The sequence below is a fragment of the Mesorhizobium sp. B3-2-1 genome (genome assembly GCF_006439515.1).
Taxonomy (GTDB): domain Bacteria; phylum Pseudomonadota; class Alphaproteobacteria; order Rhizobiales; family Rhizobiaceae; genus Mesorhizobium.
Genome location: NZ_VFTI01000003.1, coordinates 121,985 through 137,078, shown reverse-complemented (window position 1 = coordinate 137,078; position 15,094 = coordinate 121,985). Strand labels below are relative to the sequence as shown.

7 protein-coding genes are annotated in these 15,094 nt (G+C 63.4%); 2 read left to right on the top strand and 5 right to left on the bottom strand.

All coding sequences use genetic code 11. The features are described from left to right. Nucleotides 1-131 precede the first annotated feature (131 nt). Nucleotides 132-761 (top strand): hypothetical protein, encoded by a 630-nt coding sequence (locus tag FJW08_RS04275; RefSeq protein WP_140809081.1) that lies wholly within the window; start codon nucleotides 132-134, stop codon nucleotides 759-761. 39 nt (nucleotides 762-800) lie between these two features. On the opposite strand, the gene FJW08_RS04270 is transcribed toward FJW08_RS04275, so the two are convergent. Beyond that, nucleotides 801-1,193 (bottom strand): hypothetical protein, encoded by a 393-nt coding sequence (locus FJW08_RS04270; RefSeq protein WP_140809079.1) that lies wholly within the window; start codon nucleotides 1,191-1,193, stop codon nucleotides 801-803. Between the two features lie 70 nt (nucleotides 1,194-1,263). After that, nucleotides 1,264-1,950, bottom strand: a complete 687-nt coding sequence (locus tag FJW08_RS04265; RefSeq protein ID WP_140809077.1) for a D-lyxose/D-mannose family sugar isomerase — start codon at nucleotides 1,948-1,950, stop codon at nucleotides 1,264-1,266. Between the two features lie 185 nt (nucleotides 1,951-2,135). On the opposite strand from FJW08_RS04265, the gene FJW08_RS04260 reads away from it, so the two are divergent. Next, on the top strand, nucleotides 2,136-3,194 hold the full coding sequence (locus tag FJW08_RS04260; RefSeq protein WP_140755574.1) for a D-TA family PLP-dependent enzyme: 1,059 nt from the start codon (nucleotides 2,136-2,138) through the stop codon (nucleotides 3,192-3,194). A gap of 4 nt (nucleotides 3,195-3,198) precedes the next feature. On the opposite strand, the gene FJW08_RS04255 is transcribed toward FJW08_RS04260, so the two are convergent. From FJW08_RS04255 to FJW08_RS04245, 3 genes are all read right to left on the bottom strand, one after another. After that, a complete protein-coding gene (locus FJW08_RS04255) occupies nucleotides 3,199-3,960 on the bottom strand; it encodes a heme ABC transporter permease (RefSeq protein WP_140809075.1) in 762 nt (253 codons plus the stop codon). Between the two features lie 239 nt (nucleotides 3,961-4,199). Continuing rightward, nucleotides 4,200-5,972 carry a glucan ABC transporter ATP-binding protein/ permease gene (locus tag FJW08_RS04250; RefSeq protein ID WP_140809073.1) on the bottom strand — a complete coding sequence of 591 codons (1,773 nt, stop codon included), beginning with the start codon at nucleotides 5,970-5,972 and terminating at the stop codon, nucleotides 4,200-4,202. 372 nt (nucleotides 5,973-6,344) lie between these two features. Further along, on the bottom strand, nucleotides 6,345-14,927 hold the full coding sequence (locus FJW08_RS04245) for a glucoamylase family protein (RefSeq protein WP_140809071.1): 8,583 nt from the start codon (nucleotides 14,925-14,927) through the stop codon (nucleotides 6,345-6,347). Between the last annotated feature and the right edge of the window lie 167 nt (nucleotides 14,928-15,094).

The window sequence follows — 15,094 nt, the reverse complement described above, 5'->3', positions numbered from 1 at the left end:
TCTTGATTCGAATCCAGGTTCCCCAGCCAGATTCCATAGCACCAGTCACTCCGACCCTCGGTATTATTTGATGGCCGCGGGCGCGTTCCACTGGCTAAGCTCTGTGAGAATTTCCTGCATAAGGTCGCCTGATGGTCACTGACACCGAGTTCATCCGCGAAAGCATCAGCCAAGGCTGCGTGATTCTTGCCGATGGCGAGTTCTTCATCGACAGGTTGGTGAAGTATATCGGCAACGGGAGGGTCCGATGGCACGTCGAATTTCGTGGACATCGAATCGACCTGACGACCGGCCAGCTCAAGAAGCAGCCTACGTTCCGAAGGAAGATGCTCGAACAGGCCGGCGTGCTGCCGCCGCAGCGTACCGGGGCCGGTTACAGGCGATGGGCCATCGATCTGAGGAAGAACGCCATCGAGCTTCCTTGGCGGGATAGACCGGTCGATGCCGATTTCACCGTCGATAGGCTTGTCAGCCATGGGGGCGACCGGTGGATGGTTGAATACCAAGGCAAGGCAATCAAATTCACGACGACCAAACTGCGCAGGCAAACCAGTTTCCGCAAGAGGATGCTGCTCAAGGCTAAGGTGCTGCCGCCCCAACTGGACCCGGTTGCCTTTCGGAAGTGGGTGGACTGGCTGATTCAAAACGCCACGGAGGCCGCGCCGCAGGCCAGCGAAGCCTTGATGACCGAGAAAAGTTGGCTTGACGACCTGCCGGAGCTAGCCGGCTGGCAAAAAGAAGCGCCGTCCGAAAGCGACTAACAGGGCGTCGGCCACCCTCCCCGGGCAGCCAATTACCATTCATGGAATGCTGAAGGGCACCGAGTCCGCAACCGTTCCGTCGATGGCCAAATCAACACGATAGGTGCCCGCCGGCCATCCCGCCGTGGGTTTGGTGAGTTGTGAATCAGCCTCGTTGTTCGCTCCGACGTCGAGGTCGACCTTGTCGATAGTATAGTTTTCCGGTGCCGCACCGTGGGAATCGACCGAGACCCAGGAGAATGTGATTTTCGATGTGGGCGCGATATCCACCAAATCGGCCGACACATAAATCACCGGTGTGTCGGCAGGGAAATTGCTGTGAGACGTTTCCCCGTCCTTCGTCGCGGAAAGGACGATGTTATCGAAGCCGGCCGCCTGGGCGGGCAAGCTGAGGGCCGCCAAGGCGGCAATGGCAACTAGAACTGATTTCAAGACTTACTCCTCGGACTTGGTTAGTGGCCCCACAAATCAGGGGGCGAAGCGGCGCTATGGGTGAATGTCCTCAGCCCAGCCATTTGTCGTAGTCGGCCACCAGCAGGTGCAATGGCGGCGTATCTTCCTCGATATCCGCGAAACGGCCGATCGGCTCGCGGAAGACATTGTCGGTGCGATCGTCATTGACGGTCGACACCTCGCCGATCAGGACATCCTTGCCCTCGGCCCAGAAGGCGTGCCAGACGCCGGGCAAAAGCGTGACGCTCTGGCCGGGATCTAGCTTCAGCAGCCCGCCAGCCGGCAGCCGATGGATGGTTCCGTCGACGGGCACCGAGACCTCGGCCTTGGGGTCGATACCGCCGTCGCGATCATGCATGAACAGTTCAAGCACCAGCTTGCCGCCACCGCGATTGATGATGTCCTCGGCCTTGATGTTGTGACGGTGCATCGGCGACATCTGGTCCTTGCGCGAGATCATGATCTTTTCGGCATAGAGCATGCCCATGCCCTTCTTCATGTCCTCGTAGCGGCCGTTGCGAACGGTGAACAGGAACAGGCCGAGATCGTCGAACTTGCCCTGGCCGTAGTCGGTGATGTCCCAGCCGAGCCGCGAGGTGAAGATGGCAGAGGAATCGACCTGGCGCGCCTTCATCTCTTCCGGCGACCAGTAGGCGAAGGGTGGCATGATGTAGCCGAACGAGCGGATGAAAGCGTCGGCTTCGCGGATGATGTCGTTGATGGCGGAGCGTTTCATGATGATGACCCTTCGTGTCGACTTTTCCGACAAATCGCATAGCTGAACGCCGGAGCGGTGTCGATCCATCCTGCCCGTTCAGCCTTGCGCGTTCCCGCCCATGGCCCAGCGATCCGGCCCTGTGGCCGCGTGACATCGCGCGCTTTCGGGCTCATAACCCGCGCGAACTGCACGGGGTATAGCCAATGCCGACCATCCATGATCTCGATACGCCGTCGATCCTCATCGATGCCGCACGCGCCGAGGCCAACATCGCCCGCGCGCAGGCCCATGCCGACAAGAACGGGCTGAAGCTCAGGCCGCACATCAAGACGCACAAGCTGCCTTACTGGGCGAAGAAGCAGATGGCGGCGGGTGCGGTGGGCATCACTTGCCAGAAGATCGGCGAGGCCGAGGTGATGGCCGACGCCGGGCTGACGGATATCTTTCTCCCCTACAACATTCTTGGCCGCGCCAAGCTCGAACGGCTGAAGGCCCTGCATGGCCGGGTGACGCTGTCGGTGACGGCCGACAGCGCGCAGACGCTGGAAGGGCTCGCCGCCACCTTCACCGATGCCGGGCACCCGCTATCGGTATTGGTCGAATGCGACACCGGCATGGGACGCTGCGGCGTGCAGACGGCCGATGAAGCGGTTGCGCTGGCGAGAGTGATCGACAAGGCAGGCGGGCTTACGTTTGGCGGGCTGATGACCTATCCGGCCGCCGGCCGGGCAGTGGAGGCCGAAGCCTGGCTTGCCGACGCCAAACAGGCGCTGGCCGCTTCAGGGCTCGCCTGTGAGCGCATCTCCAGCGGCGGCACGCCTGACATGTGGCGTTCCCCCGATGCCTCCGTCGTCACCGAATATCGGCCCGGCACCTATATCTATCTCGACCGCTACCAGGTCGCCAAAGGCGTCGGCGGCCTCGACGATTGCGCGCTGACGGTGCTGGCAACCGTGGTCAGCCATCCGACAGCGACGCGCGCCATTCTCGATGCCGGCAGCAAGGCGCTGTCCAGCGATACGCTGGGGCTAAAGGATTTTGGCGAGTTGATGGGCGTCCCGGGAGCGCTGGTGACGGGCCTGAGCGAGGAGCACGGCACGGTCACGCTTGCCGGCGATGGCAAGGTAAGCATCGGCGAGCGCGTGCGTGTCGTGCCGGACCATTGCTGCGTCGTCACCAACCTGTTCAACGAGATCAATCTGATCGATGGTGAGACGGTGCTGGAAACGCTGCCGGTGGCAGCGCGCGGACGGATGGGGTGAATTTTTAGGCCGGCCTCTCGGCCTGCCGTGCCGCCACCCTGCGCATGGCAATAACTCGCCGGCGCCGGATTTCGGTGCGCATCGCCATCAGATGCAGCGTAAAGAACAGCACGGTAAAGCCGACGGCCATCACCAGCAGCGGCCAGAGTAGGCTGGGATCGATGGTCGGACCACCGAGCCTGAACACGGAAGCCGGCTGGTGCAGCGTGTTCCACCAGTCGACCGAGAATTTGATGATCGGAATGTTGATGAAGCCGACCAGCGTGATGATGGCGGCGGCCCAGGCGGCGCGGCTGGCATCGTCCAGCGCACGAGTCAGCGCGATGATGCCGAGATACATCAGGAACAGCACGAAGACCGAGGTCAGCCTTGCATCCCAGACCCACCAGGTGCCCCACATCGGCTTGCCCCAGATCGAACCGGTGATCAGCGCCAGAGCGGTGAAGACCGCACCGATGGGGGCCGCTGATTTGAGCGCGACATCGGCCAGCGGATGGCGCCAGACCAGCGTGCCGAGCGCAGAGAGCGCCATCAGCGTGTAGCACATCATGGCGAGCCAGGCGAAAGGCACATGGATGTACATGATGCGCACCGTGATACCTTGCTGGAAATCCTCGGGCGCGGTGAAGCTCATATAGAGGCCGACCGCGAGGACGAGCGCGGCGAGCACCGCCAGCCACGGCACAAGCCTGTCGGCCAGCCCGACGAACCGCGTCGGATTGGCAAGATCGGTCCAGCCGCTCAGGCGTGAGGAGGTGTCACTCATGCGACTTTACATAGACCGCCGGCGCGTTTGGAGCAATCGAGCGGCGGTGTCGCAGGCGTAGAGGCGTCTTCCTTCCCCCCTTGTGGGCCCCCTGTGGGAGAAGGTGGATCGCCGCGCAGCGGCGAGAAGGATGAGGGGTGTTCCAGCGGAATGAGACGTTGGCGTTCCGTGGAGCCCCCCTCATCCGTCGCCTTCGGCGACACCTTCTCCCACAACAAGGGGAGAAGGGAAGAAGGTGCTCAGGCTGCCTCGCCCTGCACGGAGCGGCTGAGGCGGCGGACTTCCTCGTCGTTGAGCAGGCCGCCGGCGCGCAGCAGGCTGGCGAAACGGCCGTTGCGCAGCGACAGTTCGGCGAAGCCACCCATCTCGACCACCTTGCCCTTGTCCATGAACACGACCAGATCGGCGTCGCGAACGGTGGTCAGGCGGTGGGCGATGATGAAGGTGGTGCGGTCGCGGCGCAATTCGTCGATCGCTTCCTTGACGCGGTCCTCGGTCTCGACGTCGAGCGCGCTGGTCGCCTCGTCGAGCACCAGGATCGGAGCATCCTTCAGCACGGCACGGGCAATGGCGATGCGCTGGCGCTCGCCGCCCGACAGTTGGCCGCCACGTTCGCCGACCACCGTGTCGTAGCCATTGCTCTTGGCCAGGATGAAATCCTGCGCCGCGGCCGCGGCGGCGGCGGCATGGATCTCGTCGTTGGTCGCGTCGGCACGGCCGACGCGGATGTTGTCCTCGATCGAGCGGTTAAGAAGCCCGGCATCCTGGAACACGGTGGCGATCGAATGGCGCAGCGACTTGCGGGTCACGGTGCGGGTGTCGATGCCGTCGATCAGGATACGGCCGCTGGACGGCGAAAAGACGCGCTGCAGCAAATTGATGAGCGTGGTCTTGCCCGCACCCGTCGGCCCGACGATGGCGACGGTCTGGCCAGCCTGGACCTCGAAGGATACATCGCTGACACCCTGCCCCGAATTGGGGAACTCGAAGCTGACATCCTCGAAACGGACATGACCGGTGACGTTGGCAAGGTCGCGCAAGCCGTCCGGCTCGGCGGTATCGGCGGCCGAGTCTTCAAGGCGGTAGAAGTCCTCGAGCTTGGCGCGCGCCTCGGAAATCTGAGTGGTGAAGGCCGACATCTGGTCGAGACGGGCGATCAGCATTCCGGCAAAGCCGGTGAAGGCGACGACGTCGCCGACGCGGAGCTGGCCACGGGTCACGAGATAAGCGCCAATCGACAGCACGATCATCATCGAGATGGTCGACGACAGACGGTTCAGGGCATTGGCGATCGCCCACCAGTCGAGCACAGGATTCTGCGCGTCGAGCAGGCCCTTGACGTAACGCTTCAACGCCGCGGTTTCATGGCCGATGCGGTTGTAGCTCTGCAGCACGGCGACATTGCTGACGCTATCGGTCACATGGGCAAACACGGTATGGTAGTGACGCTCGACGGCGGTCTGCCCTGACTTGGTGCGGCGCATGACGATACGGCCGATGCCAACGTAAAGCACGCCGAGGCCAAGCAACACGACGGACATGCGAACGTCCATCGCAAGCGCGGTCGGCACCAGCAGCACCAGCGCAATGGCCGTCGAAAGATGCACGCGCATGAATTCGAGCCACAAGCTGAAAAGGGTTTCGACGGCGCGCAGCAGCGTGTGCAGCGAATTGGACGTGCCGCGCTGGTGATGCCAGGCGAGCGGCATGGTGATTACGCGCTCGAAGGACTGGCACAATACCTCCGAACGACGGGCATGGGCGAAGCGGTCGGCGCCACGCGCCACCAGCACGAAGGCTATGACATTGAAGAGACCGAGAGCTGCCCAGACCGCGAGCGTCGAAAACACCGGACCTTTTTCAGAAATAGCGCCGATCACCCGGCCTAAAAGGATCGGCTCGAGGATGGCTATGGCTGCAAGCGCGACGTTGGCCGCACAGATCAGCGCGACGCGCTTCTTATCGGCAGCCAGATACCCCAGCGCTCTCCAATAGATCTGCAGAAGTGACACTTCAGCTACTCCGCCAACTTTCTATTGTGCCCAACACCAATATTGTGCACTGCACCATTTCCTGACACGTAACGGTTGATGCGTCGCAAAACAATGCCCGTCTATCGCTTCCGTTCCCATTTAGCGAACAAAAGATGACGACGATACGAAATCTGACGTGATCACCTAACGGTTTGAGATAAAAGGTGAAATGTCAGCCTTGCGGCAAAATCATGGCAGCCGTCGAGCAGTGCCACATTTTTAATCACCGCGAGCTTGCACAGTTGGCTTCGGGCGTGTTTGGCGGACGCCCCACAGATCGCGGGCAAGTAAACAGGGCGCGGCGGCGCGCGTCCCGGAGGACGCGCGCGTTTCTGACCTAAACTGCTGAATTTACGCTGGTATCTTGACCACGACCTCGATCTGGCCGCCGGATTTGGGTTCAAAGGACGCCGATTTTGTCTTCGAACCATTGACTTCGAGCGAGATCGTCTTGGTCTTTTTGTCGCGCACGACCTGGACCTTGATGTCGGCGCCCAGCATCTTGAGCGAAGCCTGATAGCCATCCCAGTGGCTGGGCAGCTTCGGCCGGAGCGTGATCTGCTTGCCGCGCCGTTCGATGCCCAGGATGCCTTCGACCGCTGCCCGGTAAAGCCAGCCCGCCGAGCCGGTGTACCAGGTCCAACCGCCGCGCCCAGCCTTGTCGTCCCCGGCATAGATATCGGCGGCCACCACATAGGGTTCGACGCGGTAGTGCTCGGTCGAGGCCTCGTCGAACGCATGGTTGACCGGGTTCAGCATGGAGAAGCAGCGATAGGCTTCATCGGTCTGCCCCATCTCGGCGAGCGCAATGACGAACCAGGTGGCTGCGTGGGTGTACTGGCCGCCATTCTCGCGAACGCCAGGCGGATAGCTCTTGATGTAGCCGGGATCCTTCTGCGTCTTCGAGAAGGGTGGCGTGAACAGTTTGACGATCTTGAGATGATCGTCGACGAGCAGCTTCGTCGCCTGCTGCATCGCCGTGGTCGACCGCGCCGGGTCGCCCTCGCCAGAAAGCACGCTCCAGGACTGGGCGATGGAGTCGATCTTGCACTCTTGCGATGTACGCGACCCCAAAGGCGTGCCGTCATCGAAACTGCCGCGCCGGTACCATTCGCCGTCCCATGCCGTGCTTTCAAGCGCCCGCTTCAGCGCGTCGGCATGCTTTGCCCAGGCCTGGGCGCGCTTGGTGTCGCCCTCGGTCCTGGCGACCACGGCGAAGTCGCCCAGCGTCTTCAGCAGGAACCAGCCCAGCCACACGCTCTCGCCCTTGCCGTGCTCGCCGACACGGTTCATGCCGTCGTTCCAGTCGCCGCCAAGGATCAACGGCAGGCCGGCCGGACTGCTGCGCTTGATGGCAAGGTCGAGCGCACGCGCGCAGTGGTCGTAGAGCGAAACCGTCTTCTTCGAGATTTCCGGGGTGAAGAAGGCGTCGTGCTCGCCTTCGCCCAGCGCCTGTCCGTCGAGGAACGGCAGTTGCTCCTTCAGGATGGTGGCGTCGCCAGTCACCATGAGATAGCGGGCCGTGGCGTGGGCGAGCCATACCACGTCGTCGGAGATCAGGGTGCGCACGCCGGCGCCGGTGCGCGGCAACCACCAATGCTGCACGTCGCCTTCCGGGAACTGCCGCCGCGCGGCGTTGAGGATCTGGTCGCGCGCCAGCGACGGATCATGCGCCAGCAAGGCGAGCGTGTCCTGCAACTGGTCGCGGAAGCCGAAGGCGCCGCTTGCCTGATAGAAGGCCGAGCGGGCGCGGATGCGGCAGGCAAGGCTCTGATAGGGTAGCCAGTGATTGACCATGGCATCGAGCGCCTTGTCGGGCGTCTCGACCTGGATGGTGTCGAGGAAGGCGCGCCATTCGCGCTCATTGTCGGCCAGGCGCTGGTCGAAATCCTTGCCCCGGTGCTGCTGCACCAGCGCGCTCGCCTGCCCGGGGGACTCGGCATCGCCGAGCAGCCAGATGAGCGTGACGTCGCCGCCGGCCGGAATCTCGATGTCGCGGGCGATCGCCGCGCAAGGATCGTCTCCGGCCTCGACGCGGCCTGACAGAGCCGCGCCACTCAGCACCGCCTGCGGCAGTTCGCTGGACCCGTGTCGGCCGAGGAACTCGGCCCGGTCCGATGTCACCGAATGAACGCCGGTGTCGGCGGCGAGGAAGGCCACCCGCTCGCTGAAATCGAGCCCGTAGGGATTTTGCGCCAGCAGCGCGCCGGTGGCACCGTCGCGGGACGGCACTATGGTTGCCGCGGTGCGCGACCGATGTCCGCCAAGAACCCATTCGGCATAGGCATAGACGCGCAGCCGGGCCGGTACCGGGCCGGAGTTCTGGATGCGCAGCCGCGTGATCTTCACCGGATCGATGGGATCGACGACATGGGTCAGGTCCATCGACAACGGTCCGCGCTTCGAGCGGAAGGTCGAGAAGCCCTGGCCATGCCAGGCCTCGTAGGTCATCGAGGGATCGCGCACCACCGCGGCGATCGGCGAGAACGCCTTGCCGCTGGCCTGGTCGTAAATATAGACGCCCTCGCCCGGCCGATTGGACACCGGGTCGTTCGACCATGGCGTCAACTGGTAGTCGCGGCTGTTGCGGCTCCAGGTGAAGGCAGCACCCTCGGCCGAGGTGTGGAAGCCGAACGAGGCGTTGGAGACGACGTTGATCCAGGGTTGCGGCGTGGTGCGCCAGCCAGCCAGGCGCACCACATAGTGCCGCCCGTCGCCGTCGAAGCCGCCGAAACCGTTCCACTGGTTGAGGCCGGAGCCATCGGCGCTGACGTCGGCCTGCGAGGCAAATGCATGCATTTGCGGTGCGGGCGCCGGAATTTCGCGCGGGCCCGGAAATCCTGCCGGCTGCACGCCGTCGCGTGCCTGCAGTGCGGCCGCCTCGGCCCGTTCGATCTGATCGAAGATGGTGCCGTTGCGCGTATGCAGCACAACCCGCGCGACGGCGAGCAGCGTCTTGTAGGTGGTTTCCTCCATCAGGTCGCGGCGCACCGCGAAAATGTGCTGGCGGGGTCCGAGTTCCTTGCCGCGCAAGCGGCTGTTTTCGCACAGCGTCTCGACCGCGCGCTGCAGATCCTGGACATAGGAGGAAGCCTGCTCGTTGACGACGACGAAGTCGATCATCATGCCGCGGGTGCGCATATATTCCTGGAAGCGCAACGCCTGGGCAACGATCTCCAGATCGGCAACGTCGCCGATCCTGACCAGGAAGATCGGGTAATCGCCCGAAATGCTGGTCGGCCACAGGCTCGACTGCTTGCCCAGCCCGGAAGCGATGGACTCGGCCGGCAGCCGCAGGAACGGATCGGGATAGATCAGATAGCGCGCCAGCTTCTGCACATTGGCGGCATCGGTCAGGCTGAGGCCCATATGACGGGTCTGCACCTGGCTGCGCGTCCAGGCAAGCATGGCCTGGCGGGCAAAGCTCTCCTGATGGTCGAGCCGGTTTATCGCCTCCTCCAGCTCGGCACGGTCGGCCCCGACAACGGTCCAGAAGGTCAGTGATATCTTCTTGTTGGCCGGCACGCGCACCTGACGGCGCAGCGAGGCGATGGGATCGAGCGTGAAGCCGGAATGGCCGCCCAGCCGGGCGCCTGGATCGAAGGCGGCGGCATCGACGATGGTGCGGCCACGGCCGATGAAGGCGCGCCTGTCGGTCTCGGCCTCGGCATCACGCGCCGGTCCCGACGGATCGGTGACGAAATGCACCAGGGTGACATCGGGCTCGTTGGTTTCGCGCTTGCGGCGCGTGGCGAAGATCGCGCCATTGTTGGGAGCGATTTCCGTTTCCACGAACATCTTCGAGAAGGCCGGATGCGCATTGTCGGAAGCCTCCGAACCCAGCACCAGTTCGGCAAAGGACGTCACTTCGATGTGACGATCGGATGTGCTCTCATTGTAGAGCGTGATCCGGCGGCCCTCGCCATTGCCCTCGGAAATGACGATGCATTCCACCTCGGAGCGTAGCGTGCCGGCGGTTTTGACAAAGCTCGCCTTGTCATCGGAAAACAGGGTCTGCGCCGTTTCCTCGGCCGCGCGCCTGGGCTCCGATGTCGCCGACCACCAGTCGCCGGTGCTGACATCACGCAGGAAGATGTAGGAGCCAAGTCGATCCTCGACTGGATCGGGCTGCCAGCGGGTGACGGAAAGATCGCCCCAGCGGCTGTAGCCGGAGCCGGTCGCCGTCACCATCACCGAATAGCGGCCGTTCGACATCACATTGGTCGAACGCAGCGCCCGCACGGGATCGAGCACGATGCGGGTGTCGGGGCTCTCGGTTTCGGTCTCGTCCTTGGAGCGCTCGTCGGCCTCGGTGCGGACGGTCGCGGTCGGAATATCGCGCGGCGCCCTCTCCTGCAGCAGCAGTTCGGCCGATTCAATGACCGGATCGCTGTGGAAGCGATCGCGCAGGCGACCTTCGAAAATGGCGTCGGCGACGGCGGCGATCGACATGCCCGAATGGTGGGCATAGTAGTTCAGCACGACCGCGTGGTTGGTGCCTTCCGGCACCCGCTGCGGCGTGAAGTCGACCGCATCATAATAGCCATGACGGCCAAGCGCGCCGATCTCGCGCAGCCGAGCCAGATTGTGCACTGCTTCGCGCGGGTTGAACTGCGCCGCCATGATAGTCGCATAGGGCGCAATTACCGTGTTCTGGCCAAGGCCACGCTTGAGCCCCAGCCCCGGCACGCCGAAATTGGTGTACTGGTAGGTCAGTTCCCGGTCGCGGGCGTTGTAGGCGGCTTCCGAGATGCCCCACGGCACGTTCTTCTGGCGGCCGTACTGCATCTGGCGCTTGATGATCAGTTTGCTGGTCTGGTTGAGAATCGAGCCTTGCGGCTCCTTCATCACCAGCGGCGGCATCAGATACTCGAACATCGAGCCGGACCACGACATCAGCGCGCCCTGGAAGCCGATCTCGACGATCGGGCGGCCGAGCCTGAACCAGTGTTCGGTCGGCAGATCACCCTTGGCGATGGCGAACAGGCTGGTCAGCCGCGCCTCGGAGGCCAGAAGGTCGTAGCAGCTTTCGTCGAGTTGATGTTCCTCGACCCGATAGCCGATCGACAAAAGCTTGCGCTCCGGCCTCATCAGGAAGGCGAATTCCATCTCGAAGGCGAAACGACGGGTGCGCTCGCGCAAGGTGAGCAGCTTGGCACGCAGAGCCTCGACGGCGTTTTCGTCGCTGTGGGCGTCGTGGACGTGCGCCTCGCAGGTGGCTTCGAGCCTTGCCGCCCAGTCGACGATGACGTCACTCTGCGGCGATGCCGCCTCGGTGTGAATGGCTGTGGCGAGCTTGCGGATCTCGCCGGCCAGCACCGCCAGGTTGATGGTGCGGATCGAGGCCATTTCCGGCTGCGCCTTGATCGTGTCGACGGCACGCCGCATGCCGTCGAGGCGATCGACAAGGCGTTGGCGCAACGGGCGCAACTGACGGCGGTCGTCGGGCAATTCGTCGAGGCTTTCGCTCAGGATGGTCACGGTGTCGAGAATGCCCTCGAAATCGCCCTGGAGGTGAACGGAAGGCGCTTCCGCCCATTCGGCGCAGGCCGCCGCCACCGCCACTAGGTGACCGGCGAGATTGCCGCTGTCGACAGCCGAGATGTAGAGCGGATAGAGCGGCTTGAGCGTCGTGGTGTCGTACCAGTTGAAGAGATGGCCGCGGCTGCGCGGCATGCTCTCGATGGTCGTCATGGTGGCATCGATGCGGGTGATGGCATCAGACAGGCTGATCCAGCCGAAATCGCGCGCCGAAACGACCGAGAGCAGGTAGACGCCGATATTGGTCGGCGAGGTGCGCGGCGCCACGACGGGCGCGGGGCTCTCCTGGAAATTGTCGGGCGGCAGATTGTGATGTTCGGCCGTCACGAAGGTTTCGAAATAATGCCAGGTGCGCCGCGCCACGGTGCGCAGCGTGTGGATATCGGCTGGCGATATGCGCAGCCGGTCCTCGGTTTCGGCGGAGCGGCTGATCCAGCTGGCGATCGCCGGCGAGCCGATCCAGAACAAGGCAAAGAAGAAGGCGACGAAGGCACCGGTGGAATCGGCCAGCACCGGAATGGCGAGGCCGACAAAGCCGATGATCACGGCGCCATACATCATGCCGTAATAGGAACCGACATCGTTGTCGCCGGCCTTGTGCGCCTGCGAGGCGGTGCGCCATTCCAGGAGATTCTGCCGGCTGACGAACAGCCGGTACAGAGTGCGCACAATGGCATCGCCCATCATCCAGGCATTGTGCGCCATCAGCAGGATCTTCAGCGCCACCATGGCGGTGCCGAAGGCGACGTCGCGCGCCAGCGCCAAGAAATGGCCACGCGGCGTCTGGTCGCCGCTCTTGGGCAGGATGGCGTTGACCACGTCGAAGGTCGGCGCCATGAACAGGCTGAGGATCAGCAGTGCCTGCCACTGCGCGGCCTGCGTGAAGGGCAGCAAGGTCCAGCCGGCGATCGCCGCCATCACCCAGAAGATCGGCGTCAGCGAGCGGCGCAGATTGTCGACCATCTTCCAGCGCGACAAGGCCGGAACGCCTGAGCGGGGATTGAAGATGTAGCCCAAAAGCTGCCAGTCGCCGCGCGCCCAGCGATGGTGGCGCGAGGCGTCGACCGAGTAGCGGGTCGGGTAATCCTCGACCAGCTCGACGTCGGTGACCAGTGCGGCGCGCGCCAGAGCGCCTTCGAGCAGATCGTGACTGAGGATGGTGTTTTCCTCGATGCGGCCCTGCAAGGCGGCCTCGAAGGCATCGACATGATAGAGGCCCTTGCCGGTGAAGGACCCGTCGCTGAAGACGTCCTGATAGAGGTCCGAAACAGCGAAGACATAAGGATCAAGGCCGCGATTGGCCGAGAACACGCGCTGGAAGAACGAGGCTTCGTCGCCGCTGGTGAGTGAAGCTGTGATGCGCGGCTGCAGGATGGTGTAGCCGGCGGTGACGACCCGCCTCGTGGCGTCGAAATGCGGACGGTTGAGCGGATGGCAAAGCTTGCCGACAAGGCTCGATACCGCATCGCGGGTGGTGCGGGTATCGGCGTCGAGCGTCATCACATGGACGACCTTTTCCGGCAGCGGCACGTCGAGCGGCAGGAAGGTGGTATCGCTGTCGCCGCGCAGCAACAGGTCGAGCTCATGCAGCTTGCCGCGCTTGCGCTCCCAGCCCATCCAGGCGCCCTGCGCCGCATTGTAGAGCCGGCGGCGGTGCAGGATGTAGAAGCGCGGGGCGCCTTCGGAGGGATAGCGCGCGTTGAGGCGAGCGATTTCGGCGCGGGCGAAGTCGAGGATCTCGGTGTCCGCCGCATCGATCTCGATCTTGCTGTCGGGCCAATCCGACAACAGCGCGAAATGGATCTCGTCCGCCAGATTGGCAAGGTAATGCACTTCGATGTTGCGGATGTTCTCCTCGACATCGTCACGCGAGCCGATCAGCGACGGCACGACCACCAGGGTGCGCGCCTCGGGCGGCACGCCGTGCCTGTAGTCGTAACCGATCAGGCGTGTCGGCTTGAGGAACAGCGAGACTACGGTGTTGAAGAAAGCGAGCGCGCCTTCGCTGGCCGGCACGGCAAACAGAGCCAGCATCAGCACGATCGACGGCACCGACAGTCCGAGATTGGAAAGGGCGTTGCCGGACAGGACGAGCAGCAGCACGGTCAGCGCGAAGACGGGCAGGACGATGCCCAGCCAGCCTGTCTTGGCGAAGGTCCGCTTGACCGTCTGGCTGATCGTGGGCCGGTAACCGATCGCCTTTTCCAGCTCCAGCCGACGCGGGCCAACGACATAGAAACCGACATCGGTATGAGCGGATGCAGCCTGGGCGTCCACGCCTTCACCGCTCTCCGGGATGGTTTCACCGACGGCATGGCCGGCCAGTTCAATGGCTTTTTCGGCAACACGGTACTCCGACAGGTTCGAGCGGCGCGCCAGTTCCTCGATCGCGGTGCGGTATTGATCGCGCGAGAAGAAGTCGAGCGCGGCGAAATCGGTACGCTCGCGCAGCACGGTATCGATGCGGCTGACGCCTTCGAACCAGACTGTCCAGTCGACATCGTTGATGAGGCGCAGGCCGCGGACGATGTTGCCGGTGGTCACATTGCCGCTGGACAGCGTCTGGTGCTCGGAAATGATGATTTCCTCGGCATCCGAGCCGGTCTTCTCGAGTTCGCCTTCCAGCCATTCCAGCGCCCTGCCGGCGTTCTGCGATCCGTCACGCAGGCGATAGAGAAGCTGAGTGGCGAAGGTGGTGTCGTGCGCATGGACGCTGAACTTGGCGAGGATTGCCTGCCGGTCCGGATTGTCGTCGGTCGCCAGCACCTTGTCGGCCACGTCGTTGGCGATCTGGCGCATCTGGCGGGTGCGGTTGACCCTGACGGCCAGGCGGCGAAGGTTCTCGATCAGCACGAAGCGAAGAAGGGACGGCAGCGCCCAGAGTTCGCCGATCTTCAACGGTTCGACCGACTGAAAACCCTGGACGATGGACTTGAACATGGTCGCCGAGACGGAACTGTCGGAATGCGCGACATAAGTCCAGGCCAGCGCCAATGCGCGCGGCACGGTGCCGCCATCGGGCAGTTTCAGCGTCGGCAATTGCCGATAGAAGCGGCGCGGCAGGTCGCGTTTGACCTGGAAAATGGTTTCTTCGATCAGGTAATTGTTATCGAGCAGCCACTGCGCGGCCGGCGTGATGGTTTCGCCCCTCGCCTGCGCGGCATTGGTTGACCGGTAGACTTCGAGGATCTTCTTGGCGCTGTCACGGATACGGGCCTGGAAGTCGAACGGGATCAGACCGAACAGATCCGTCAGATCGCCCTTGGCCAGGCTTTCGCCGAGCAGCCGGAGCCGTTCTTCCGGCAGGTATGTCGATCTTATCGGCTCTTCCGTAATTGCTGGGAAGCTCGCGCTTGTCTTCTCGATCTGGGCTGGATTCGTCTGAATATTCATTGAAAATTCCGTAAGCGGGCACTCAGCGGCGTCACCGCCACGGCAATGGCCCTAAAACCGGTTCAAATGCAATTGGTTGCATCAACCCCTATGCCGAAAGTTTGTTTCCGCACCACGACAGGGCGCCATCTTTCGAGCAAACTCAAAGACGAGCGCCCCTCGCTCCC